The 24135-nt window shown below is 38.4% G+C and carries 23 protein-coding genes and 1 other RNA gene; 11 read left to right on the top strand and 13 right to left on the bottom strand.

Going from position 1 to position 24135, the window contains the following annotated elements; all coding sequences use genetic code 11:
• Positions 1 to 173: 173 nt before the first annotated feature.
• Positions 174 to 953, top strand: coding sequence for a nuclease-related domain-containing protein (locus tag QFZ31_RS30580; RefSeq protein WP_307310577.1), 780 nt, complete (start codon positions 174 to 176; stop codon positions 951 to 953).
• Positions 954 to 2033: 1080 nt separating this feature from the next.
• On the opposite strand, the gene QFZ31_RS30575 is transcribed toward QFZ31_RS30580, so the two are convergent.
• Complete coding sequence (locus QFZ31_RS30575) at positions 2034 to 2603, bottom strand: isoprenylcysteine carboxyl methyltransferase family protein (protein WP_373459942.1); 570 nt, start codon at positions 2601 to 2603, stop codon at positions 2034 to 2036.
• Positions 2604 to 2609: 6 nt separating this feature from the next.
• Positions 2610 to 3698 (bottom strand): type III polyketide synthase, encoded by a 1089-nt coding sequence (locus QFZ31_RS30570; RefSeq protein WP_307310572.1) that lies wholly within the window; start codon positions 3696 to 3698, stop codon positions 2610 to 2612.
• A gap of 747 nt (positions 3699 to 4445) precedes the next feature.
• Here QFZ31_RS30570 and QFZ31_RS30565 point away from each other — a divergent pair.
• Genes QFZ31_RS30565 through QFZ31_RS30555 form a run of 3 tightly spaced genes read left to right on the top strand, consistent with a single transcriptional unit; the run spans position 4446 to position 6757 of the window.
• Positions 4446 to 4595, top strand: coding sequence for a cytochrome c oxidase subunit 2A (locus QFZ31_RS30565; protein WP_179596291.1), 150 nt, complete (start codon positions 4446 to 4448; stop codon positions 4593 to 4595).
• Positions 4596 to 4616: 21 nt separating this feature from the next.
• Positions 4617 to 5093 carry a cytochrome c oxidase subunit II gene (locus QFZ31_RS30560; RefSeq protein WP_179596293.1) on the top strand — a complete coding sequence of 159 codons (477 nt, stop codon included), beginning with the start codon at positions 4617 to 4619 and terminating at the stop codon, positions 5091 to 5093.
• Positions 5093 to 6757 carry a b(o/a)3-type cytochrome-c oxidase subunit 1 gene (locus QFZ31_RS30555; protein WP_307310565.1) on the top strand — a complete coding sequence of 555 codons (1665 nt, stop codon included), beginning with the start codon at positions 5093 to 5095 and terminating at the stop codon, positions 6755 to 6757. The genes QFZ31_RS30560 and QFZ31_RS30555 overlap by 1 nt, the downstream gene beginning before the upstream one ends.
• A 23-nt stretch (positions 6758 to 6780) precedes the next feature.
• Here the strand turns inward: QFZ31_RS30555 and QFZ31_RS30550 are convergent, their stop codons facing one another.
• Positions 6781 to 7689 (bottom strand): DMT family transporter, encoded by a 909-nt coding sequence (locus QFZ31_RS30550; RefSeq protein ID WP_307310562.1) that lies wholly within the window; start codon positions 7687 to 7689, stop codon positions 6781 to 6783.
• Between the two features lie 60 nt (positions 7690 to 7749).
• Positions 7750 to 9261 carry a carboxypeptidase M32 gene (locus tag QFZ31_RS30545; protein ID WP_307310560.1) on the bottom strand — a complete coding sequence of 504 codons (1512 nt, stop codon included), beginning with the start codon at positions 9259 to 9261 and terminating at the stop codon, positions 7750 to 7752.
• Positions 9262 to 9401: 140 nt separating this feature from the next.
• Here QFZ31_RS30545 and QFZ31_RS30540 point away from each other — a divergent pair, with 140 nt between their 5' ends.
• The 6 genes from QFZ31_RS30540 (at position 9402) to QFZ31_RS30515 (ending at position 12440) form a co-directional block, all read left to right on the top strand.
• The gene (locus QFZ31_RS30540) at positions 9402 to 9548 is read left to right on the top strand and encodes a hypothetical protein (protein WP_307310558.1); all 147 of its coding nucleotides are present in this window, start codon (positions 9402 to 9404) and stop codon (positions 9546 to 9548) included.
• A gap of 136 nt (positions 9549 to 9684) precedes the next feature.
• Complete coding sequence (locus QFZ31_RS30535) at positions 9685 to 10377, top strand: Crp/Fnr family transcriptional regulator (RefSeq protein ID WP_307310555.1); 693 nt, start codon at positions 9685 to 9687, stop codon at positions 10375 to 10377.
• A 25-nt stretch (positions 10378 to 10402) separates the two neighbouring features.
• Positions 10403 to 10636 (top strand): DUF2249 domain-containing protein, encoded by a 234-nt coding sequence (locus QFZ31_RS30530; RefSeq protein ID WP_307310553.1) that lies wholly within the window; start codon positions 10403 to 10405, stop codon positions 10634 to 10636.
• A 25-nt stretch (positions 10637 to 10661) separates the two neighbouring features.
• The gene (locus tag QFZ31_RS30525; protein WP_179596307.1) at positions 10662 to 10868 is read left to right on the top strand and encodes a DUF2249 domain-containing protein; all 207 of its coding nucleotides are present in this window, start codon (positions 10662 to 10664) and stop codon (positions 10866 to 10868) included.
• A gap of 14 nt (positions 10869 to 10882) precedes the next feature.
• Positions 10883 to 12127 carry a hypothetical protein gene (locus QFZ31_RS30520; RefSeq protein ID WP_307310552.1) on the top strand — a complete coding sequence of 415 codons (1245 nt, stop codon included), beginning with the start codon at positions 10883 to 10885 and terminating at the stop codon, positions 12125 to 12127.
• A 13-nt stretch (positions 12128 to 12140) separates the two neighbouring features.
• Positions 12141 to 12440 carry a metal-sulfur cluster assembly factor gene (locus tag QFZ31_RS30515; protein WP_307310551.1) on the top strand — a complete coding sequence of 100 codons (300 nt, stop codon included), beginning with the start codon at positions 12141 to 12143 and terminating at the stop codon, positions 12438 to 12440.
• A gap of 34 nt (positions 12441 to 12474) precedes the next feature.
• Here the strand turns inward: QFZ31_RS30515 and QFZ31_RS30510 are convergent, their stop codons facing one another.
• The 8 genes from QFZ31_RS30510 to QFZ31_RS30475 all read right to left on the bottom strand — a co-directional run bounded on the left by QFZ31_RS30510 (position 12475) and on the right by QFZ31_RS30475 (position 21817).
• Positions 12475 to 14400, bottom strand: coding sequence for an ATP-dependent DNA helicase (locus tag QFZ31_RS30510; protein WP_307310549.1), 1926 nt, complete (start codon positions 14398 to 14400; stop codon positions 12475 to 12477).
• A 66-nt stretch (positions 14401 to 14466) separates the two neighbouring features.
• Entirely contained in the window at positions 14467 to 15609 is a 1143-nt protein-coding gene (locus QFZ31_RS30505) for a THUMP domain-containing class I SAM-dependent RNA methyltransferase (RefSeq protein ID WP_306073595.1), read from the bottom strand.
• Positions 15610 to 15763: 154 nt separating this feature from the next.
• An RNA gene (gene rnpB / locus QFZ31_RS30500) (RNase P RNA component class B) lies at positions 15764 to 16164 on the bottom strand.
• An 80-nt stretch (positions 16165 to 16244) separates the two neighbouring features.
• A complete protein-coding gene (gene gpsB, locus QFZ31_RS30495) occupies positions 16245 to 16547 on the bottom strand; it encodes a cell division regulator GpsB (protein WP_179596317.1) in 303 nt (100 codons plus the stop codon).
• A 121-nt stretch (positions 16548 to 16668) separates the two neighbouring features.
• Positions 16669 to 17226 carry a DUF1273 domain-containing protein gene (locus QFZ31_RS30490; RefSeq protein WP_307311861.1) on the bottom strand — a complete coding sequence of 186 codons (558 nt, stop codon included), beginning with the start codon at positions 17224 to 17226 and terminating at the stop codon, positions 16669 to 16671.
• A gap of 106 nt (positions 17227 to 17332) precedes the next feature.
• Positions 17333 to 17833, bottom strand: a complete 501-nt coding sequence (locus tag QFZ31_RS30485) for a CotD family spore coat protein (RefSeq protein WP_306073593.1) — start codon at positions 17831 to 17833, stop codon at positions 17333 to 17335.
• Between the two features lie 436 nt (positions 17834 to 18269).
• Complete coding sequence (locus QFZ31_RS30480; RefSeq protein WP_307310543.1) at positions 18270 to 19523, bottom strand: ribonuclease H-like domain-containing protein; 1254 nt, start codon at positions 19521 to 19523, stop codon at positions 18270 to 18272.
• Positions 19524 to 19540: 17 nt separating this feature from the next.
• Complete coding sequence (locus QFZ31_RS30475) at positions 19541 to 21817, bottom strand: DEAD/DEAH box helicase (RefSeq protein ID WP_307310540.1); 2277 nt, start codon at positions 21815 to 21817, stop codon at positions 19541 to 19543.
• A gap of 119 nt (positions 21818 to 21936) precedes the next feature.
• On the opposite strand from QFZ31_RS30475, the gene QFZ31_RS30470 reads away from it, so the two are divergent.
• Positions 21937 to 22635, top strand: a complete 699-nt coding sequence (locus QFZ31_RS30470) for a Crp/Fnr family transcriptional regulator (RefSeq protein WP_307310537.1) — start codon at positions 21937 to 21939, stop codon at positions 22633 to 22635.
• A gap of 39 nt (positions 22636 to 22674) precedes the next feature.
• Here the strand turns inward: QFZ31_RS30470 and hcp are convergent, their stop codons facing one another.
• The gene (gene hcp, locus QFZ31_RS30465) at positions 22675 to 23973 is read right to left on the bottom strand and encodes a hydroxylamine reductase (protein WP_307310534.1); all 1299 of its coding nucleotides are present in this window, start codon (positions 23971 to 23973) and stop codon (positions 22675 to 22677) included.
• Positions 23974 to 24135: the final 162 nt, after the last annotated feature.

The following is a 24135-nucleotide window of genomic DNA, read 5'->3' as shown; positions in this document are numbered from 1 at the left end:
CTCCGCTCAGGTACTATTGAATTATTAGATGGGAAGGATGTTGAATATGGCATATAAGGAACGTTTCGAGTCAGAGGAATTAAAGTTGTTTCGATCTTTGAACTATCGTATGGTATTCAGGCAAAGAGAAAAATATTTATTTACAACTTGAAAAAGGTTACAAAGGTGAGGTGATGTTTGATCAATTATCTGATGGACTGGACCCAAAAAAATTCCTTATATTGAATGATTTACGACTGGAGACGAACTCTACAAATTTTCAAATCGATTCCTTTATCATTTGTCAAGGAACCCATTTCCCTTGTGAAATAAAAAATTATGAAGGTGACTATTATTATAAACCTGATCAGTTTTTTACCATGAATCATACTGAGATTCCGAATCCACTAGATCAAATCAAAAGAAGCGACACCCTGCTCCGGCAAGTCTTTCAGAAGAAAAAATACTCGATTACCATAAAATCAAATGTCTTCTTTGTTAATTCTGCCTTCACCCTCTATCAGGCACCATTGGAGAAGCCAATATTATATCCCACACAACTCATTCGCTATTTTGAAGAATTAAATGCTAGACCTTCTATATTAAATGACAACCACTATAAACTTGCTGATGAATTAGTGAAGGAACATAAACCGAGTTCACCCTATACGCGAGTACCATCGTATACCTATGAAAATTTGAAAAAAGGGCTTATTTGTGGTTCGTGTTATTCCTATGAGATTTTGCCCGGTGAGAATGTACTAATATGTAATACTTGTGGTGGTGAGGAAAAGGTGGAAGATGCGATATTGCGGTCTGTGAGGGAACTTCAGTTACTGTTTCCCGATATAAAAATCACCACTAATTTGGTTTTCGACTGGTGTAAAGTGATTGGCTCTAGGAAACAGATTAGACGGGTATTGAAAAAGAACTATACTAAAATTGGAAATAGGCATTGTACATACTATATCTAAAGTAAGTTTTGAATAACTATCAAGCGGAGTGGCCAAACAGCTTTTTAATTTGATTTTTGGTTACTCCATGCTTTCTGCATAAACCCAAACGCTTTTTCTTCATGCTCTTCGGTCACTCCAGATCTCCTGCATTTACCCAAACGCTTTTTCTTCATGCTCTTCGGTCACTCCAGACCTCCTGCATTTACCCATACGCTTTTTTTCATGCGCTTCGGTCACTCCAGACCTCCTGCATTTACCCAAAAGCACTTTCTTCATGCTGTTTGGTCACTCCAGCCCCCCTGTATTTACCCATACGCTTTTTCCACATGCTCTTCGGTCACTCCAGACCCCCTGCATTTACCCATACGCTTTTTCTTCATGCTCTTCGGTCACTCCCGACCTCCTGCATTGACCCAAACGTTTTTTCTTCATGCTCTTCAGTCACTCCAGACCTCCTGCATTTACCCAAATGCACTTTCTTCATGCTGTTTGGTCACTCCAGCCCCCCTGCATTTACCCAAACGCTTTTTCTTCATGCTCTTTGGTCACTCCAGACCTCCTCCATTGACCCAAACGCTTTTTCTTCATGCTCTTCGGTCACTCCAGGCCTCCTCCATTTACCCAAACGCTTTTTCTTCATGCTCTTCGGTCACTCCAGACCTCCTGCATTGACCCAAATGCATTTTCTTCATGTTGTTTGGTCACTCCAGCCCCCCTGCATTGACCCATACGCTTTTTCCACATGCTCTTCGGTCACTCCAGGCCTCCTGCATTGACCCAAATGCTTTTTCTTCATGCTCTTCGGTCACTCCAGACCTCCTAGATTAACCCAAACGCTTTTTCTTCATACTCTTTGGTCACTCCAGACCCTAAAAAACAAGCCAAGGATACCATCCTTGGCTTACTCTCGTTATATCGTTAATGTGTTACATTTTTTAAGACGTGCTTCATGACAAATGCGTATATGATCACCGTTCCACCTACAAATGCAAAAGCCATATTAACACCTTCCTATCCGCTCAACTTTGATGAGAATGATTTTCATTCTATTTTAAAAATAGAATATCACAGCTGATAATCATTTTCAATACACCAAAGTTAATTGTCATATTTATTTAACAATTTCGGGAAAAACCGATTACAACTTCCTAAGCTGCTTTCATATTCAGTTAGTTCCCGCAGCGCTTTTTCCTCTGCAGGTATTCTGATTGACAGCATAAGTATATTTAATATCGTAAACAAACCTGCCGTGATGTATGCACCGAACATCAATGGTACGATCAAAAGTTCAATCGAGACAACCAAATAATTAGGATGTTTGATAAAACGGTATGGACCTCTTCTAACAACTTCAACATTGGGTAAAACAATAATTTTGGTATTCCAATAACGTCCTAGCGACGTAATTGCCCAAACTCTAATCAGCTGCGAACAAAAAAACACTACTGCCAACAATGGCCAAAAAGCTGAGAACTCACGAGAAAAGGTAATTTTCTCAAATAGTAAGACACCAAAAAACAATGAATGCATCAGCACAATAAATTGATAATGCTTTAAACCAAACTCTCTCGCACCCTGTTCCTTCATCCATTTCTCATTTCTTCGAGCAATCACCAGCTCAAGTAAACGTTGAATAATCATACCAGAAATAAATATTAAAAAAGGAATCATTATTTACCCCCATTTCAGTAAAAGCAATTCTGAACTAAATCCCGGACCCAGAGCGGTGCATAGTCCGTAGGACCCGGCATTACCACCCATTTCCATAAATCGTTTAAGGACATAAAGGATAGTCGCCGACGACATGTTTCCAAATTGCTTTAACACGTCGAGTGAAATGTCGGTCATCGAAACAGGTATTCCTAATGATTTGATATAAGCTTCAATCACCTTTTTCCCGCCAGGATGTGCAATAAAATGGTCTATCTCAGAAAGCTGGAGTTCATTCTCACTTAAAAATTTACTAACATTTGGTTTTAGCCACTCCTCAATAATACTCGGGATATCTCTGGAAAACACTACAAATAGACCTTGATCCCTTATATCCCATCCCATAACATCTAAGGAATCTGGCATTAACGTAGATTGAGTATTCATAATGCCCGGCAAAGTCGTTTTAGCGGAAAAATTCTCAATGTTTACCTCATTTCCACAAATCAATGCACACGCCACGCCATCGGCAAAAAGTGAGGTTCCAATTAGGTTACTCTTTGAAAAGTCGTTTCTTTGAAAAGTTAAACTGCAGAGTTCAACCGAAAGCACTAAAACCTTGGAATCTGGGTAGGCTTTGCAAAATTCAAATGCCCGTGATAGTCCGGCAGCGCCTCCAGCGCATCCGAGCCCCCAAATGGGAATTCTTTTAGTGTGCTCGCGAAAGGGCAATAGGTTCATGATTCTTGCCTCAATGCTGGGAGTTGCCATACCCGTTGTTGAAATATAAAATATCGCATCAATTTCATCACAATGTATTTCTCTGGTTAAAAATGTCTCATTATTAAGACAGTTCCTAATCGCCTGCATTCCTAGTGTCACAGCGGACTCAATATAAGCATTGTTTTTTTCTGCAAATGAATGGTCCACTCTATACCACTCGATATTTTTTACGATATGTCTTTTTTCGATTTGTCCGTTTTGGAAGGCTTTAAGGAGCCTTTCGATATCCTTAAACCTTTCTGAAAAGAGTTCTCTGGCAAAGTCAATCGCTTGCTCTTGTTTAATTTCAAACTCGGGAACTGCTTCTGCTATTGAAAGAATCGTTGGCATTCGTTTATTCTCCTTCAATGTAGGTAATGGTATTTTTACCAATATTAGGAGATTTATGTACAAAAAAAAGCTTCCCTGCAAGAGGGAAGCCAACGTTTTGAAGGTTGTTGTTGTTGTGCTCTTTGATTATAACTGAGATGCTGCAGCTAAATCATTACGAAAACATTTCCATTTTTCTTAAAAGCCTTGATTTATGTAATCAACACAATTTTTACATAAGCCATTTTGAAACAAATAAAAAGCACCCGATTGCGGCGCTTTATAATCTCTTACTGTTTCTCTGATTGGGCTTGAACCTCAATTTTAATCTTTTTGTCAGCTAAGGACCCACAGACTTTACAATATTCAATTTGGTCATAGAGGAGACGGCATGGTTCACAATAATATTTTTCCATTCGTAACACGCTCGCTTCTCAAAATTTAGATACATCTATAATTATTCTATGAAAAAGTTTCAAATTTGTGACAACTATTGGTAAAACAAGCTTTTTATATCATAACAGACTTAATCAATTACTTTTATCACAGGTAATAAGTGATAGTTCACAATTTAGCCACATATCCACCACTACTATTGTGATATAAATCACTGTTATATCAATTTATTACAATTAACATAGTGTTTATCTAAGGAATGAACATTGTGTGAACTGTTAATTTTGTTATTTTTTCTTCACAATTGTTTTGTATTATGAAAGAGAACTTATTATTTTATCTAATTATCTATTCTGAAGGGAGTCTTGGGGGATGGCGAAAGCGGAACTGAAATCAAACAAAAAAACAGAAATTGAAGACAGCTCTTCTCTTAAAGGGACATTAGCGTCCGTTTTCTTTTTGGGAATCTTTATAGTTGTCACATGGGTAAGTGTCTACTTCTTATTCTTAGATCGTTTTTAGAGAGGGAAAGGGGAAAAAACCATGCATATGCATAAGTTTGAAAAAATTTGGCTTATATTCGGAATAGGCGCACTAGTGGTTTTCTTATCAGTTGTAGGTGTAAGCGCTTTTTACTTAGGAAACAAGCCGCCTAGCTGTTTAACTACTATTGATCCAAAAAAAGTTGATACAGAGGCTCCATTCGATAAACCTGGATTAAATAAGGTTGAAGGAAAAGAATGGGACTATGAATTAGTGTACGTTGCTTCGGCATTCTTCTACAATCCTGGTGAAGTAGAAGTTCCACTTGGAGCAAAAGTAAAAGTAATTGCCACAACAAAAGACGTTGTCCATGGTTTCCAAGTAGCTGGCACGAATATCAATATGATGCTAGAACCGGGTTATGTCAACGAGATTGTCACGACGTTCGATAAAGAAGGCGAATACCTAGTGGTTTGTAACGAGTACTGCGGTACTGGTCACCACTTAATGAGTTCAAAGATAAAGGTGGTTAAATAATGAGCAGCCAAACAGCAAAATTAAAAGTTGATCCACGTGATGGAAAGCTTGCGATGGCGCACTTTTATGTTGCCTTTATCGCATTAGCATTAGGTGGTCTAATGGGATTACTGCAAACCCTTGTGCGCTCTGGTAAATTTGAGCTTCCATGGGGTATTGATTATTATCAAATTTTAACCGTACATGGTGTTTTAATGGGTCTTGTTCTAACAACGTTCTTTATTATGGGATTCCAATATGCAGCTGTCAGCCGGACAGCTGGTACTCACTCACCAGCAGCACGCCGGATTGGCTGGATTGGATTCTGGGTCATGACTGTTGGAACAATCATGGCAGCAACCATGGTTTTACTGAAAGAGGCTTCTGTTCTTTATACGTTCTATGCACCATTAAAAGCACATTGGATTTTCTACTTAGGGATGACTTTTGTTGTAGTTGGAAGCTGGCTTGACGGAGCGGCCCAAATTATGACCTATGCAAAATGGAGGAAGGAAAACCCAGGAAAGCCAAGCCCGCTGTTAAGTTTTATGGCTGTCATTAATACAGTCCTTTGGATCGTAGCAACTTTAGGTGTTGCATCAACTGTTTTATTCCAGTTACTTCCATGGTCACTCGGCTTAGTTGATACAGTCGATGTGTTAATAAGCCGTACATTGTTCTGGTATTTCGGGCATCCGCTTGTGTATTTCTGGTTACTACCAGCCTATATGTCCTGGTATGCAATTGTTCCAAAGATTATTGGCGGAAAAATATTCTCGGATTCATTAGCACGTCTATCCTTTATTCTGTTTTTACTTTTCTCCATACCTGTCGGTTTCCACCATCAACTAATGGAGCCTGGTATAGATCCAGCGTGGAAATTTTTACAGGTTGTTCTAACGTTTATGGTTATTATTCCATCATTGATGACGGCATTTTCTTTATTCGCAACCTTTGAGAGATTTGGCCGTTCTAAAGGTGCCACAGGTCTATTTGGCTGGTTTAAGGTTTTACCTTGGAATGACGCTCGTTTTACCGTTCCATTTATCGGGATGGCAAGTTTTATTCCTGCTGGAGCTGGAGGTATAATCAATGCTTCCAACCAAATGAACCAAGTCGTTCATAACACAATTTGGGTAACAGGCCATTTCCACTTAACTGCTGCAACCTCGGTTGTGTTAACGTTCTTTGGTATCTCCTATTGGTTGATACCACACTTAACAGGTCGAAAATTAACGAAAGCAATGAACAAATTAGGAATTATTCAAGGCTGGGTTTGGTTTATCGGAATGGTGTTTATGTCAGGTGCAATGCACTTCCAAGGACTTTTAGGTGGTCCTAGACGTTCAGCCTTCTCAACTTACGGAGATGCAGCGCAAGCAGCTGAATGGATTCCTTACCAAATTGCACAAGCAGTTGGCGGGTCCATTTTATTCCTTGGAATCATTTTGATGATCATAATCTTTGTGAACCTTGCATTCTTTGCACCTAAAGGAGAAGAAGAATTCCCCGTTGGTGAAGCAGAGAATTTAGAAGAAAAAGCACCAATGATATTTGAAAACTGGAAATTATGGCTTGGTATTACAGCAGCCCTAATCCTATTTGCTTACACTATACCGTTTATCGACATGATTCAAAATGCACCTCCGGGCTCACCAGGATTTAAAACCTGGAGTTCTTGGTAACAAATCGAGAAACCGGGCTTTACTTATGCTGAAGCCCGGTTTTTATTAATTTTATAGGTTGATTTCGGTAAATTTATCAGAATAACAGATATCAAAATAATAACCGTACCAACAAATTGCAGCACCCCATAGTTTTCTTTATATAAGAAGACACTAAGCAATGTAGCAGCTACAGGCTCCACTGTCGCAATAATCGATGCCTTACTACTCTCCATTTTTTCTAGGCCCTTTGTGTATAATAAGTAAGCTATTACTGTTGGAAATAAACCCAAACCTACTCCGTAAAGGATGACCTCGGCGTTAACTAACATATTTCTTTTTTCAATAAGATTTGTAAATAGAACTAACGTGGCCGCAGCTACTAAAAAGGTATAAAAAGTAACGGTGAATGGGCGATATTTCGCTAACGCAAATTTTCCGAATATCGTATATAATGCATATCCGAAACCCGCACCAAGTCCTGTTAGAATTCCAACAAGGTTAATAGATGGTGTATCTTTGAAACTTACCCCCACAATTAAAACACAGCCTAACAACGTCCCAATCACTGAAATAATCTTCCTACTATCCAGACTTTCTTTTAGAAATAGATATGAAAGGATAACTACGAATGTTGGAGCAGTATACAGTAAAATAACAGCAAACGATAGACTCATTTGATTGATAGCAGTAAAATAACACCAATTAAATAGGACAATGCTGAAGATCCCAGTTCCAATAAAATACTTACTATCCACAAAACGAATCTTCATTTGTCCAGGATATTTTGTTATGCCGATAATCCCAAGCAATAAAACGGCTGTGACAACCCTCAAGGTGACAATCTCCATTGAAGTAAAACCTAAAAGCGCCAGCTTCCTAACAAAAATGGCTATGATTCCCCACAAAGCTGCACTGACTGCTATCATCATCATTGGACCAATTTTCCCCATCACACACACACCTTTATGAAATAAAGAAGAAGGGAAATTTTCATCCCCTTCCTTCGCCTTCTATTTATTTAATTGATAGACTTTTCCATATTTCTCATACAAATAATCGATTAAATACTGCGCATTTAAACCTTGCCCTGTTACCTCATGAAGGATTTCTAATGGTTTTTTCTGCTTACCATATTGGTGAATATTCTTCGTCAGCCATTCCTTGATTGGCAGTAAATTACCTTCCTCTAACAGTTGGTCAAAATTAGGCAGATCTTCTAGCATTTTGTTCTTAAACTGTGCAGCATACATGTACCCCAGCGCATACGACGGGAAATACCCAAAGCTCCCTCCTGCCCAGTGGACATCCTGAAGTACACCCTTAGCGTCATTCTCTGGTGTAATACCTAGATATTCTTGATATAATTTAATCCAAACCTTCGGAAGGTCCCTCACCTCTATCTCACCATTAAATAAACCTTTTTCAATTTCATAGCGAATAATGATATGAAGAGGGTATGTTAATTCATCAGCTTCAATCCTAATCAGTGAAGGCTTCGATTCATTTACAGCCCGGTAAAAATCTTCAATGGAAACATCATCGAACTGACCAGTTGCATAGGTCTTCAATAGTTCATAGTTATTTTTCCAAAAAGAAAAACTGCGCCCGACAATATTTTCATAGAAAAGAGACTGTGATTCATGGATACCCATTGATGTACCCGTGCATAATGGAGTGCCAATCAAGTCATTTGAGATATTTTGTTCGTATAACGCATGGCCGCCTTCGTGAATGGTACCGAAAACAGCTTTACGGAAATCCTGCTCATCATAATTGGTTGTAACCCGGACATCGCCTGGATTTAAACCAGTAGCAAAGGGATGGACTGTTTCGTCGAGTCTGCCAGCTTCGAAGTTATAACCCATTTTCCCAAGAATTTCTAAGCTTAATGCCTTCTGTTTATCCTTCTTAAAGGTTTTAAACAGAAACTCTGTTTTAGGTTTATTAGGTGAATCTGCAATCTGCTTGACCAGCGGTACAATTTTCTCTCTTAGGTCTCCAAAAACCTTGTCAAGGACTTCTACGGTCATACCCGGTTCATATAAATCCAATAAAACATCATATGGATTTCCTTTATGACCCCAATAATTTATAAAGCGTTTTGTGGTTGCCACAAGTTTTTCTAAATAAGGTCTAAACAACTCAAAGTCGGACTGATCCTTTGCTTTTTCCCAGACAGATTCTGCCTTTGATTGAAGAATTACATATTCCTTGTATTCGTCCGCAGGAATTTTTTTGTTGCGTTCGTATTCTTTCTTACATTCCTGAAGAATTTTCATTGTCTTTTCAGATAGTTTATTATTCGAAAGTGTTGCTATGTATGCGGCCATATCTTCAGAAGTAGACATTTTAAAAACTTCAGAGGAAAGCATGCCTATAACTTCAGACCGCTGATCCATTCCCTGTTTTGGAGCCCCAGTCCTTAGGTCCCAATAAATCAACCCAAGTGCTTCATTATAGGCACTCATTTTCTTAACATATTCTAAAAACTTTTTTTCTACTTGCTCCGGAGTCATTCTCATAATAAATCCCCCTTTTTATTAACCATCTGTATTTTATCATATTTTTCTGAAAATCTATGGATAAAAAAACATCAAAAGATAAATTCTGTTATAAAATGAAATTTAGAGAAAGAGTGCATTACCGGAAGGAGAAAAATAGGATGAAAGAATTGATAGGCTACTGCAACTCATGTGCAAAAGAGATTTATTGTTTAGAAGGCTTCTTTAACGGCATACAATCCGAAGACCGAAAGATCTATTGCTTTGAATGCTACGAATGTAATCAGAAAGAAAATCCGCAAGCTTAGCCTTGTGGATTTTTTTATTTTTTTGTTGAGAATTATTTTCAATAAATATGCTATCTATGATGGAGGTCACATAATAGCTCATTAATCACTGATAAAATGAATGTAATATAGAATTACTATTACGAAGGTGATGCTAATGAGGCAAGAGGACATAAATAAAAGATTATCTGATGTCCCTCTATTCAAAGAACTATCAGATAAGGAGCTGGAACCCTTCATAAAAATTGCATTGACTCGCTGTTATAAGCAGAAGATGTATGTATTTATGCAGGACGATCCACTTGATCGGGTATTCTTTATCCATTCTGGAAAAATCAAAATCTATAAAACAGATTTTTCCGGAAAGGAACAAATTGTTTCGATACTCGAACCCGGTGAGATGTTTCCACATGCAGGGTTTTTCCGAGAAGGAAACTTTCCAGCACATGCGGAGGTGTTAGAAGTGGCCAATCTTATTGTCATACCAATAGACAAATTTGAAGAAACGCTAATCGCTAATCCAGAACTCTGCATCAAGCTATTTAAAGTGTTGGGAGAGAAAATTGTTGATCTCCAAGGAAGGCTAGAGGCGCAGGTTCTCCATAATACCTTCGAACAAATTGTATTACTACTTATAAGACTTTGTCAGTCCAACGGTGGACAAGTTGGCAGCAGGTATCAGCTAACAACCCAATTTACAAATCGTGAGCTTGCGAACATGATTGGCACTTCGAGGGAAACAGTCAGCAGAGCAATCAACCATTTAAAAAAGAAAAACTACATTAACCAGTGCGAAGCTGGCTTCTATCTAATTGACCGCGATGGACTGGAACAGGAATTATTCTATTAAAAAAACATTCAGGGAGCTGTTAAAAATGGAACAGAAGATTATCGAGCTAGATGTGAGAGATGATTTAAAGAATAAGATTGAACCTTTCCAAAAAATTATGGAAGCGATCAAGGAAGTAAAAGATAATGATATTTTTATTCTCCATGCCCCTTTTAAGCCTGTACCCTTGTTTGCTGTATTAAAAGCAAAGGGCTTTACACATGAATCAGAGGAAATTGAGGCAAAGCACTGGAAGGTTACCTTTACAAAGAATGCCTAAAAAAAGTATGAAAAGGTGATAAAAAATGATATTAGATAACAGAGGTTTAGAACCACCACAGCCCATGATGAGGACTCTTGCAGCCTTAGAAAATTTAGGTGAAGGTGAAGTACTAACGATTATTAACGATAGAAGACCTATGTTCCTTTATGAACAGCTTGAGGAATTAGGCTATAAGCAGCGTACAGAACAACAAAACGACGGAAGTTTCAAAATTGAAATCTTCCGATAAGAAGGTGAATGATTATGCTTCCTCAGACAATGGGAAGTGAAACAAATATTAAGCTTCCATTCTCATTTATTCTTTTCAGTTTAGTAGCACTTGTACTATCTCAACTCCTAGTCCTAGTGAATGGACAAATGGTGGTGAATGGCAGTTTTCGCATACCAGCAATTTGGTCAGCCGCTCACCTGCTGGTCTTGGGCTGGGCTCTAATGGTAGCAATGGGTGCCATGTATCAGTTAGTACCAGTTGCTTTCCTAACGCCAATTTGGAATGAAAAATTTGGTTTTATCCAGTTTTTTGTTACAGCTATTGGTATCTCAACTTTCTCATGGATGTTATATGTCTCACCACAAAACGCATTGATTCCAGGAATTTTAATGCTCTTAGGTATTTTAATGTTTTTAATTCAAATGTTGATGACCCTTAGAAAGCAGGCAAAGCCAAATATTCTAACTGCGTTTGTTGGAAGTGCACTGGTTTGTTTATTCTTAACTATATTTTTGGGGATAACGTTGATATATTCACTACAAACAGGCTTTGCTGCTGACTACTATCAGGCTATTTTTAAAAGCCATCTTTTAATGGGTGTTACAGGTTGGTTTACACTACTAATATTCGGTTTTTCTTATAAAATGGTTCCGATGTTTTCATTATCACACGATTTTCCAATGGTGCAAGCACTATATGTATATGGGCTTTATATTTCCGGTCTAGTGATTACAATACTTTCATTTTTTAACGGGAATCATTATCTATTAAAAGCAGGATTTTTCTTACTGCTAGCAGGTTTTTCAGTTTTCAGCTGGCATATCTCTATCATTATTAAAAAGAGGCTGAAGAAAAAACTAGATAATTCCTTCACATTTGCATTAGTGGCAATTGGATTAGGGAACATCGTCCATTTAGCAGCCTTCATGGCTTTATGGAGTGTACCAAATTCACTCCTAATCGGGCCGTTCGTTTACTTATATTTATTACTATGGATTGTCCTAAGCATTATGGGATATCTATATAAAATTGTTCCCTTCCTGTGGTGGACATATAAATACAGTAAGGAAATCGGCAAAAAATCGGTTCCATCCTTAAAAGATATAATGAATGAAAAAATTGTCGTTCCCTTATTTTCTTTATTTGTTTTTGCAGTGGTTGTGGTATTCTTTTCAATCATTTTAGAGTCCATACTAATCTTTAATATTGGTCAATTTGTTTTATCCCTTGTATTTATCCTAATTTCAATCAGTATTCTAAAAGTCCTAAAAAAATAAAGAGGTGTTTATCATGAATCTAAAAGATAAAGTTATTGAAGCATTAAAAAGTGTATATGACCCTGAATTGAATATTAACGTTGTCGACTTAGGGTTAATTTATAATATAGATGTAGCGGATAATAACGACGTAGAGGTTACGATGACGTTAACGACACCAGGCTGCCCTCTTCATGACAGTATTACAAGAGGAGTACGCTATAGTATCGAAGGCATCGAGGAAACAAAAAAGGTTGAAGTGACCCTTGTTTGGGAACCGGCATGGTCACCGGAGAAAATGACAGCTGAGGGACTTCGTTTATTAGGCAGATAGGAAAAAGGTCAGCATGCGGTGCTGACCTTTTTTCTTATACTTCTATTGCTTCTGTCGGCAGAACATCTTTAATTTTCTGCAATAATGCTGGCTCGATATTTTCATGCAGCATGATATGAACACTGCCTCGATCGCTCTCACTTCTAATTAAACGACCAATCCCCTGTCTTAATCGCAGGAGCATATATGGCAAATCCACTTCCGTAAATGGGTCACTAACACCATTTCGCTTCGCAGTAAACACGGGATCATTAGGAGGGAATGGAAGTGAGAAAATCAACACATTTTCTAATGATCTTCCAGGAATATCTAAGCCTTCCCAAAGATGAATGGTGCAAAGAATAGCGTGCTCTTCATTTTGAAACTTTGAAACAAGCGTGCTTATTTCTTCATCCCCTTCAAAGTAAACAGGGTACGGAATATTCCCTGAAAGCTTTTCTTTTAGGCTTTTTAATTCATTTTGATTGTTGAGAAGAATCAGTGCCCGACCTTCTGATTGAACAATCTTACTGATGACATAATCTAGTTTATCATTCATCGAAGTTGGATTAAATCGAGGAAGGAATACTTCCATTTTTTCTTCATAATCAAAAGGTGAATCAACAGAAAAGGATAAATACTCTTTAATTCCCAAGCTATTTGCAATGTAATCAAACTTCTTTTCGTTCGATAATGTCGCAGAAGAAAAGATGAACGGTTTCTTTTGTGAGAAAACTTCATCTTTCATGACTTCTTCAACCATTTTTGGCATAATGACAAGTGTCCGTTCATACCCTTTTTCTTCGAACCAGGTAATTCCATTCATTTCTTTAAGGAAGAGTGATAACGAGTACGTAATCTGCTCCAAATATTCTTCTACAATTTTTAAATCATATTCATTAATTACATACAATTCGCTCTCAAAGACAAGCTCCTCTTCAATTGCCTGCAGCCTATTAAGGAGCGTTGTACCATATTGTATTAAAGAGGGATGCATGGCAATCATTTGTTTTTCTGAACCTTCTGACGGGACAGCGTGCTGTGAAATAGCACTAAAAAACTTATCATTGTCTAAAAGAGCCTCTTCAATGGTGTATAACGTTTTTTCACGTACTTCATTTTCCATCAGCCTGGTTAAAAGCGTCTCTAGAGTAGAATCAGTGAAACGATAGCTTAACGCTTTCTGTGCTGCATATTCAAGTAAATGCCCTTCATCAAAAACAACGGAAGAGTGTTCAGGTAATAACGGCAGCTGTCCTTCTCGTTTACGTGATTCTTTTGTCCAAATATGCTCCATATAAAAATCATGTGAACAAATAATCAAGTCCTTTGCGTGACGGTAAAAATCACGATTTAGAGTGAGCCCGCAACGATGTCTTTTTTCACAAGAAAAACAGTCCTGAACCATATCCCAGTTAATTTTCCCCCATGAATCATCGGACAACGATGGATAATCCCTGCGGTCACCATATCTTTCAAACTTTTGCATAGAGCCATCACTATGAACGAAATCTGGTAATTCCTCATAGATTCCGGCAATATCGTCGTTAAAGTCCTCATGTCTAACATAATCAAGCTTTTTTAAGCAAAGATATTGATCCCTTGATTTTGCCAATCTAACATCAATATTCAGTCCAAGTACTTTTTCAAGCTTGGCAATGTCACCTTCTTTTTTTACTAGCTGCTCGATTAATGTTTCATCCGCACAGGCAATGATGGCTGGTCTATTTGTATATCTGGCGTACATAATCGCGTAAAGTAAATAAACGATGGTCTTTCCGGTACCAACTCCCGCTTCTGCAAACATGACCTTTTTTTCTTTAAATGCTTTTTCCAGCTGGAAGGCCATAAAAATTTGTTCATCACGTAATTCAAAACCTGCTTCTGGTAAAATATCATAAAATAAGTCACCAATCCATTCACTCAGCTTGTCATAAAAGGATTCGGTTTTAGATACGACAAATGGAATACGGTCTTGCATATAACCACTCCTATAAACGAATTAAATGGAGCCTCCTTAAGCAGGCTCCAATTGTTCTAATCAGTACTATTCCACTGTACGGGGAGGTCTTTTCCCCCAATATTGATAAAGATCTGTACGGATAAAGCCATTAAACAGCTTTCTCTTTTTTGTAGCTGGTTTCCCATAAAATTGCTCAAATTGTTCATTAGAAGTCATGATATAAATGGACCAGGTATCAAGCTTACTAAACGCCTGTCCCATTTCCTTATACATATGCTCAACAGCCTGTTTCTCACCAAGTCTTTCGCCATATGGAGGATTGCCAACAATAACACCATATTCCTTGGTGGTTGTAATGTCTCTTACTTGCATTTGTTTATATTGGATGAGATCACCAAGTCCTGCCTCGAAGGAGTTTTCCTGAGCGATTTTGATCATACGATGATCAATATCAGTCCCCATAATATCCAATGGCTGGTCATAATTTGCTAAATCCTCGGCTTCTGTTCTAGCATCGTCCCATACTTTTCCTGGAATCCAATTCCAATTTTCCGACACAAATTCTCGGTTAAAACCTGGAGCAATGTTTTGACCAATCAAAGCAGCTTCAATTGGAATCGTACCAGAACCACAGAAAGGGTCGATAAACGGTTTATTAGGATTCCAATTTGTCAGTGATACCAAAGCGGCCGCGAGCGTTTCCTTTAATGGCGCTTCACCTTGATCGACACGGTATCCCCGTTTATGGAGTCCTTGACCACTTGTATCAATCGTTATGGTAGCAACATCTTTTAACAATGCCACTTCAATTCGAAAATAAGCACCAGTCTCCTCGAACCAAGAACTCCGCTTATAATGGCTTTTCATTCTGTCCACAACAGCCTTTTTCACAATCGCTTGACAATCTGAAACGCTAAATAACTTTGACTTAACTGATTTCCCGGTTACAGGAAACTCCGCATCTTCTGGGAGATACTGCTCCCATGGCAATGCCTTTGTTTTCTCAAATAATTCATCAAAGGTATAGGCTTTAAATTCACCGACTCTTATTTTTACTCGGTCTGCGGTTCGCAGCCACATATTGCTGCGAGCAATGGCTTGTTCGTCACCTGTATAGATTACCTTGCCGTTCTCTACTTCACATTCGTAACCGAGAGCACGTACTTCTTTTGCTACTAATGCTTCCAAACCCATCGCGGCGGTTGCAATTAATTGATATTTTCCCATTTCGTCCACCCTTAATTGTTTTACATTTTTATGTATGAATGTATGCTTGCCTATCATACCATTATAGACCAAAATCAGTAAGCCCATGCAAAAAGTAAAAAGACTCTCCTCATAAGGAGAGTCGATACCATTAACATTATTGACATTAATAACGTTCTGTAAGCCATGTTCTGTTCCATAGTACTGCAAACGGCGTTAAACGCCTCGTACTTAGGTGGTAATCATCTATCTACAGATTCAATAGAATCTGTCCTTCTCCTCGTTCAGTTCCTCAGAGAAAGTGCCCCTACCATTATTTGGGTTTCTCGCTCGTGGGGTTTACCGCGTTCCACCCTTTTCATTTCTGAAAAGGCTCCGTCACTGTGGCACTTTTATAGGTATTCATACCATATCCGTAAGGACTTAGGTATTTTCCCGGCCGTCAGCCAAGCCAAAGCTCAGGCTGCCCTAGCTTATGAATTGGCTAGGCACGAACACTACGAGCATCTCAGCTCGTGCGAGCATGGACTTTCCTCTACAATTTGAAATTGCTCCTTGCAGCGATTACCCGAACGTTATTAATAAGTACTTTCTTATTATATGCATTTGTTATTTATTAATCAATGGTTTTAATTAGGAAATCAAGGTACTATCTGTTAATCGTATAGTTTATTGCCAAAAACATGTTTTTCCAGATTCGATAAACGCTTTAAGATATCAAAGTTCGTCGTACCTGCAGGCTGTGTTACTGGCTGTCTTCTAGATGTTTCTTCCAACTGTTTACGTAATCGGAGATTTTCTTGCTGAAGATCTTCGATTTCCTGTTGGAACATTTCATAATCCTTGATAATCAAGTCTAGATACTTATCAACATCTTCTTGTTTATACCCTCGGACTCCGGTCTTAAATTCTTTTTCTAAAATATCCTTAGCGGTTAATTTCACTTTATCGGACACCATTCAATTCCACCTCAAGTCATTCGCCAATCATTAATCATTACCTATTATTTTTTCAAAAATTAGCCGTTTTGTCAATTTTTCTTTCTTATCCTATTAATCGATAGTGATTAGGTGCATATCATTAAAAATCCAAACGTTTTAGTTCTTCTTCTTCTACAATTACTTGTAAATCATAAAATGTGACCAGCTGGATAGGATATGAATGCTTGTTTTGGTATTGTACTGCCATTTCGTATATGTATTTTGGGCTACCTTCTTTCTCTTGGTCATATAAGAGGAGCAGTGCGTCGCTTTTTTCAATAAAGAATTGATTTTTCAAACGAAACTGCCAAGGTTTTTCATATCCCTTTTTCGTTACTGAGTCGATGAAATCTGCTTGGACAAGAATTGATTTATACCATTCGCTGTTGGTTTCACTCCAAGAGGCTTCCTGGTCTAAAAATGGGGTGATAACAGCTATTTTTACATCAGGAAATTCTGATTTTAGTTCAAAAACAACTTCGGCAGCCCACAGCTCCACACCCAGTTGTCCGCTGATCAAGACCCACTCTAATCCAGCCTCCATCATTGGAATTAACTCTTTCTTTAGTGCTGCTTTAATAAACAAAACAGCAGGATGGTCATTTTTAAAAATTCCTAATTCAAACGGTTTGTAGCCTGATATGGCTAACACTTTAATCAAGGTTATTCTCCTTATTTGGCAGCAAATAAGCGCCATCTTTTTTATTAAGATATCAAAATAAATAAAAAAAACAAGGGCAGATTTACCCTTGTTAGTAATGTTATCACCTGAAACGACGCGGACGAGGGAATTGACCTGGTGCCATGCCTGGTCCCATTCCTTGACCCATACCCGGCCCCATCATGCCTGGTCCCATTCCTTGACCCATGCCCGGTCCCATCATGCCTGGTCCCATTCCTTGACCCATGCCTGGTCCCATCATGCCTGGTCCCATTCCTTGACCCATGCCCGGTCCCATCATGCCTGGTCCCATATTAGGCGGCATGTTGTTCCCTGGAGGTAAAGCATTGCTCTGAGCTCCAGCAACAGCCGTTGGTGCAGGTGCCGGCATAGGCCCTGGACAACAGTTAATGTGCTGGTTACAACACTCCTCAGCGCAAGAAGCTGTAGTTGGACAATAGTGTTTATGCTGGAACATGTGATGATTAATAGTTGTTATATGTTTTGGATGAATATGCGGAACCACTGTTGTTGAAAAGGTGTGGTTTACGAATTGTTGAGTCGGATGAATGACTGGCGGCGCAAAATTAGTTCCAAGATACAATATAAGCTCTCCCTTCAAAATTATATTCTGTTTACATTAACAGCCTATGATAGAAGGGAATTTCTTGTACTAATGAAAATACCTATTTTTCATATATCTATTTAAGATTAACTTCACTTAGACAACTGTCTAGTTCAAGCGCACAGGGATAAATGTCTAAATCTGAACGAATGTCGCTTTTACTTTTATAGCATCGAATATAAGTTATCTTTTAAGCTTGAAAAAAGAACTGCAGTCAAACAAACAACAACAAAAAATAAATACAAGATTGCTTTATACATAGTATCTACCCCATTATTGTTTTATAGTCGTTTTTTACTCACAGTTTAATATTTTACATGTTTCAACTATAAGAAACAATATGGGAAATCGAATATTTCAGTAGTTAATTGTGAAATTTTTGTTACAAATAATCGAGAGTTGACGAATGTTGGTTTTACCTGGGGAATTTAGAGAATTTCTCCTCTAATCGAGTCAATCTTATTTCAAGCTGTTGCTTTACTTTTTGTATTGGAAGATTGATATTCTCCACTATTTCCAAAGCCTTTAGGCAATAATCCAAAGCAAGCTTATAATCTTTTATTTTATGCTCATATATTTTGGCAACTTCAATACAGGCTTCGATACTCAACGTGGAATTTTCGGCGTCCGCCACTTCAATAAATAACGGTAAACTATTTTCCCAGTTTTGTTCTTTTTTAGATTGATAGGCCAATGCGAGCTTAGCTTGTAAAGATGTAAAATCGCTGCCTTCTACAAGCTTCGTCAGTACCTTTCTAGCTTCATCTTTTTCACCGAGTGAAGCATACCAACGTCCGACTTCAAATGATTCTTTCCTTGTTTGGTTGTTGTCTATTCCACAGAGTTGAAAGGTTAGATGGGTATATAACGTAACAAGCGATAATATATCGATTTCATTGTGCTTTATGATTCCAAGCATTCCATCAGGCTGCTTACTTTCAATGAAATCAAAATAAATCATCGGAGCCAAAAAACCCGGGATATCATCTTGCCGTTCTATTCCTAAGACATCCTTTTCGACGACCGCCAACTTTAAACGATCCAATTTATGTTTCCAAAGTCTTCTTGCAGCATGAAATAAATCAAAGTGACCAAAAGCTGGAAGCTTTGGTACATGATCTCTTACAAGGGTATGCCTGGTTTTTACTTGCGGCCAATCAAAGGATTTCCCATTATATGTGACTAATGTTTTATAGTTAACGTTCTCGAGAAAGCTTTGATATAACGGGACTTCTGCACCTGGATGCGGGAGAATATGCTGCCTTAAAACAAGGTTTTCACCAATTACACTCGCATAACCAAGTAAAAAAATCGTATTCCCAACTCCACCGCCAAGGCCTGTTGTTTCTGTATCAAAAAAGAATAATTCTTCGGCAGAATGCCCTTCGGCTGATAAGGGATGGCTAATAGGCTGCTTATTCCAAATATCAACAGCTGTAAGAAAATCATGAAAATGGTAATGACCATGCTTTTGTGACAACGGATATTTCACTTCACGAATGAGACAGTAATCCTGATCTAAAAAATAAGGGGACACATTTTCACTTTCCCATTTAGGAAGGAATGGTATCTCGATCCTTGCAGATTCAGAGGGAGGAGTTGTGTTTTTTTCTGTTGCTCCTCCTGAAATATGCGGTTTTAGACGATTTAATTTATTTTTCAATGACATTTCAGCACTTCCTCGATTTAATTGGAAGGATTTATAAAAGCTTCGATTATTTTTAATGTATCCCTTTTTGCGGTCTCACCTGCTGCGTCTGTTCCAATGCACGATGGACATCCGGTTTGACATTTACAGTTATCAATCATTTTTTTTGTTTCCGAAAATACCACTGACATTCCAGAATGAATTTTCTCAGCTAAACCAATGCCGCCAGGATAACGGTCATAGAAGAAAATGGTCGGCTTTTCGTTATGGTCAGCTTTAACTTGTGGAATCACATGAATATCTTGTGGATCTGCCATGACAAATAATGGTGCAATATGATTCAAGGCATGTGCGGTTCCAACAAGCCCCTGCTCTAATCGCTCCTGTCCCATTTCAGCGAAAGACTTATTTAGCGAAATCCATGCAGCACTCGTGTGGAGCTCCTCTTCAGGGAGATGGATTGGGCCAGAACCGATATTTTCATGGGTCTCAAATTTGATTTTCTTAAAGATGGTCGCCATTGCACGGACACTCACATCCCCATAGCCAACTTCTGCATACTCCATCTTTTTAAGTTTGTCCTCTTCTAACACCTTTAGTTGTACGGCTAGATTAGCATCAGTGAAGTAATCCACATCTACTTCCCGAACAAATGCCTTTTTTTCTTCCCAATCGAGTTTTTCTACCTGAAATTGGGTTCCTTGATGCAGATAGATGGCTTCATCATGCAGCAGGGTCATAGCCGAGAAACGGTCCATTTCTCCGATTACCCTTACATTAGCAACATCTGATTGATCCACAATGATAACATTTTCCTGTGAAGCGGAGCGCAAACTAATATTATGTGCTGGAAAAGAATCGTTCATCCAATACCATTTATCACCGTTCTGGTACAAAATCCGTTCCTCAGTCAAATATTCTAGCAAATCCTCCGTTCCAACGTTTCCAAACTGCTCGCCAGCTTTAAAAGGCAGCTCAAAAGCCGCACATTTCATATGATCAATTAGGATAATCAGGTTATCAGGATTAATCCTTGCTGTCTCTGGACTTTTATTAAAAAAGTATTCTGGGTTTTGGATAATATATTGATCGAGCGGGCTAGAACTTGCAACCATAATAACAAGGGCTTCCCCATGTCTTCTTCCTGCTCTCCCTGCCTGCTGCCATGCACTGGAAATGGTTCCAGGGTAACCAGTCATAATACATACCTGAAGCTGGCCTATATCCACTCCCAGCTCGAGTGCATTGGTACTGACTACTCCATAAATATCTCCGGAACGCAGGCCTTTTTCAATTTTTCTCCGTTCGGTCGGTAAATAGCCACCGCGATATCCCATAATGGATTTAGCACCTAATTGATTTTTAACCAATTCTTGCAGATAGGTTAAAATGATCTCTACTCGAACTCTGCTTCTGGCAAAGACAATCGTTTGAATTTTATTCTTTAGCAATTCCCCTGCGATCTTCCGAACCTCAAGTGTTGCACTTCTTCTTATATTTAAGGGCTTATTTACAATAGGCGGATTATAAAAAAGAAAGTGTTTGTTTCCACTTGGAGCGCCATTATTATCAATCAAGACCATTTTTTCTTCGGTGAGATTTTCAGCAAGTTCAAACGGGTTGGCAATTGTAGCAGATGTACAAATAAATACGGGGTTGCTGCCGTAGTAACGACAAATCCGTTTTAGCCTGCGAATGACATTGGCCACGTGGCTTCCAAAGACACCTCGATACGTATGAAGCTCATCAATCACCACAAATTTGAGGTTCTCGAAAAGTGAAACCCATTTTGTATGATGAGGCAGGATGGCTGAATGAAGCATATCTGGGTTGGTAATGACTACATGTCCAGCTTTACGTACTTTTTGACGAATGTTTGCTGGCGTATCGCCGTCATAGGTATAACTATTAATATCAATTCCCGCCTCCTGGATGATTTCATTTATTTCACTCTTTTGGTCCTGTGCCAGTGCTTTGGTAGGAAACATATAAAGAGCCCTAGCGCTTGGGTTGGATAAAATACTTTGTAGTACTGGCAGGTTATAACATAATGTTTTACCTGAAGCAGTAGGAGTTACGGCTACTACACTATTTCCAGCCATAATATTTTCATATGCAGTTTTTTGATGTGTATACAGCTTTTCAATTCCTCTACTATTCAGTGATTCTTTTAATGCCGTATGAAGGTTGTCTGGAAGAGACACGGTTTGGGCTTCTTTGGCTTCAAGTGTTTTCCAGGTAACAATATTTTCTTTAAAACTGTCATTTATTTTTAAATCGGCAAGAATTTCTTGCAGGTTTTTTTTCAATTTCATAGGATCACCTCGTTACTCCATTATAGCGAATAAACGTTCGCAGAAAAAGCTTGTTAATTATTATTTATTTGTCTGTTACAATAGTATAAGGTATTTTATTTCGGCTGTGGAGGTATAGCATGAGAATTGAGGATATTAAGAAGGTGCTTTCTGAGTTCATGCTTTTTAGGGAATTAGATGACTACGAATTAACCAAGATTGCCAACATTTCCATTGCAAGGGAATGGAAAAAGCAAAGTCATGTTTTTCTCCAAGGTGACCCTTTAGAAAATGTTTATTTCATTTATGAAGGAAAAATCAAGGTATACAAAAGTGATATTAATGGAAAAGAACAAATTGTCGCCATGATGAAAAAGGGTGAAATGTTTCCACACGTTGGATTCTTTAGAAAAGGCAGTTACCCTGCGTACGCAGAAGTTCTTGAACCCTCAACTCTGATTGCAGTCCCTATTTCAAAATTTGAAGGTGTTCTCATAGAGTATCCTGAACTAAGTATTAAAGTATTTAAGGTGCTGGGAGAAAAAATCGTAGATTTGCAAAACCGGCTGGAAGAACAAATACTTAACAATACATATGAGCAAATAATCAAACTCCTCATCCGTCTTGGGCAAAAGGATGGAAAGGAATTAGAGGATGGAACAATTCTACTTAAGTCTGAGTTTACGAACCGTGATTTGGCCAGTATGATCGGGACTACCCGCGAAACCATCAGCAGGACACTGACAAAAATGAAAAAGGACGAACTAATCGAAGTAGATGATAATGGAAATATGCTTCTAGATATAGATGTCCTGCTTTCAGAAATTAACTTAATTTAAATAACCGCAGCGTTTACAGCTGCGGTTTTTCTATATGGTTTAAGCCTTTGATAACTGAAGCATGTCTGCCATGTCTTCTTGAGCGGTACCAATTAATTTTAGGTTAAAAGTTTCTTTTAGAACCTGCAATACACCTTCTGAGATAAATTCAGGCGGTTTTGGTCCAATACGAATATCCTGTATTCCTAAGCTAAATAGCCCTAAAAGAATCGCTACAGCTTTTTGTTCGAACCAAGATAATACAATACTAACAGGAAGCTCATTGATTTCGCATCCAAATGCGTCAGCCAGTGCCATTGCAATCTTTACTGTAGATCCGGAGTTATTACACTGCCCTAAATCGATATAACGAGGAATATTTGTTCCAGGAACAACACCATAATCAACATCGTTAAAACGGAACTTACCACATGATGTTGTCAAAATAACCGTTTCCTGAGGAAGTGACGTGGCTAATTCCCGATAATATTCTCCTCCTTTACCAGGCGCATCACAGCCAGCAATGACAAAGAACCGTTTAATTTTACCGGCCTTTACTGCCTCTATAACTTCTGGTGCTAAGCCAAGTACCGTTTCATGATGGAAACCTGTAAGCAAGGTTTCGTCCGAATGGATATCCGCTTCAGGAAGCTCTAACGCTCTCTCTATTAATAGTGAAAAATCATCATTGATGATTTTTTGTACATTCTCAAGACCTGCTACTTCATAACTAAACATTCTATCTGCATATGTACCCTTAATTGGCATTACACAGTTGGTCGTGGCAAGAATTGCACCAGGGAATTTTTCGAAAAGGCGTCGTTGGTCATACCATGCCTTTCCGATATTACCTTTTAAATGAGGATATTTCTTTAACGCTGGGTACCCATGTGCTGGCAGCATTTCAGAATGTGTATAAATATTAATGCCTTTCCCTTCTGTCTGCTTAAGTAATTCCTCAAGTGCAAATAAGTTATGACCTGAAACTACAATACATTTTCCTTCAATTTTGTTTTGGCTAACGCGTTTTGGCTCGGGTATACCCAGACGCATTGTATGTGCTTCATCGAGCATTTCCATCACGCGAACAGTGGCCTGCCCCACCTTCATTGCCATTTCGATATGTTCTTGAACATTGAAATTAGAATTCGTTAATGTCATATAAAGTGCTTCTTGTGTCGTTGTATCAACAAATGAATCCGTATATCCTAGTTGATTAGCATGTGTCCGGTAGGCTGCGATTCCTTTTAATCCGTAGATAATGGTATCCTGCAAGCTTGAAATCGTTTCATCTTTCCCACAAACACCCACCACTGTACAGCCTCCAACAGGAGTTTGTTCACATTGATTACAGAACATTTTGTTCCCTCACTTTCTGGTAAATTACATTCTCATGATATAAATAATAGAAAAATTTTCATGTGACATTTATCACTAAAAATACAGTTGTAATAAAAGGTTCATAATTTATCGCAAACTTATGCCCCTGCACAAACAATAGCCTAATGCATATGATATGGT

Source organism: Neobacillus niacini (genome assembly GCF_030817595.1).
In the GTDB taxonomy this organism is placed as follows: Bacteria; Bacillota; Bacilli; order Bacillales; family Cytobacillaceae; genus Neobacillus; species Neobacillus niacini_G.
Note: the sequence above shows the minus strand (reverse complement) of the source record. Positions and strands in the feature narration are given on the sequence as shown.

Bases quoted from the DNA above. Each gene is read 5' to 3' on its own strand.
- QFZ31_RS30580 (WP_307310577.1), top strand. From the start codon at position 174: ATGTTTGATCAATTATCTGATGGACTGGACCCAAAAAAATTCCTTATA.
- QFZ31_RS30570 (WP_307310572.1), bottom strand. From the start codon at position 3,698: ATGCCAACGATTCTTTCAATAGCAGAAGCAGTTCCCGAGTTTGAAATT.
- QFZ31_RS30565 (WP_179596291.1), top strand. From the start codon at position 4,446: ATGGCGAAAGCGGAACTGAAATCAAACAAAAAAACAGAAATTGAAGAC.
- QFZ31_RS30560 (WP_179596293.1), top strand. From the start codon at position 4,617: ATGCATATGCATAAGTTTGAAAAAATTTGGCTTATATTCGGAATAGGC.
- QFZ31_RS30555 (WP_307310565.1), top strand. From the start codon at position 5,093: ATGAGCAGCCAAACAGCAAAATTAAAAGTTGATCCACGTGATGGAAAG.
- QFZ31_RS30550 (WP_307310562.1), bottom strand. From the start codon at position 7,689: ATGGGGAAAATTGGTCCAATGATGATGATAGCAGTCAGTGCAGCTTTG.
- QFZ31_RS30545 (WP_307310560.1), bottom strand. From the start codon at position 9,261: ATGAGAATGACTCCGGAGCAAGTAGAAAAAAAGTTTTTAGAATATGTT.
- QFZ31_RS30540 (WP_307310558.1), top strand. From the start codon at position 9,402: ATGAAAGAATTGATAGGCTACTGCAACTCATGTGCAAAAGAGATTTAT.
- QFZ31_RS30535 (WP_307310555.1), top strand. From the start codon at position 9,685: ATGAGGCAAGAGGACATAAATAAAAGATTATCTGATGTCCCTCTATTC.
- QFZ31_RS30530 (WP_307310553.1), top strand. From the start codon at position 10,403: ATGGAACAGAAGATTATCGAGCTAGATGTGAGAGATGATTTAAAGAAT.
- QFZ31_RS30525 (WP_179596307.1), top strand. From the start codon at position 10,662: ATGATATTAGATAACAGAGGTTTAGAACCACCACAGCCCATGATGAGG.
- QFZ31_RS30520 (WP_307310552.1), top strand. From the start codon at position 10,883: ATGCTTCCTCAGACAATGGGAAGTGAAACAAATATTAAGCTTCCATTC.
- QFZ31_RS30515 (WP_307310551.1), top strand. From the start codon at position 12,141: ATGAATCTAAAAGATAAAGTTATTGAAGCATTAAAAAGTGTATATGAC.
- QFZ31_RS30510 (WP_307310549.1), bottom strand. From the start codon at position 14,400: ATGCAAGACCGTATTCCATTTGTCGTATCTAAAACCGAATCCTTTTAT.
- QFZ31_RS30505 (WP_306073595.1), bottom strand. From the start codon at position 15,609: ATGGGAAAATATCAATTAATTGCAACCGCCGCGATGGGTTTGGAAGCA.
- gpsB (WP_179596317.1), bottom strand. From the start codon at position 16,547: ATGGTGTCCGATAAAGTGAAATTAACCGCTAAGGATATTTTAGAAAAA.
- QFZ31_RS30480 (WP_307310543.1), bottom strand. From the start codon at position 19,523: ATGTCATTGAAAAATAAATTAAATCGTCTAAAACCGCATATTTCAGGA.
- QFZ31_RS30475 (WP_307310540.1), bottom strand. From the start codon at position 21,817: ATGAAATTGAAAAAAAACCTGCAAGAAATTCTTGCCGATTTAAAAATA.
- QFZ31_RS30470 (WP_307310537.1), top strand. From the start codon at position 21,937: ATGAGAATTGAGGATATTAAGAAGGTGCTTTCTGAGTTCATGCTTTTT.
- hcp (WP_307310534.1), bottom strand. From the start codon at position 23,973: ATGTTCTGTAATCAATGTGAACAAACTCCTGTTGGAGGCTGTACAGTG.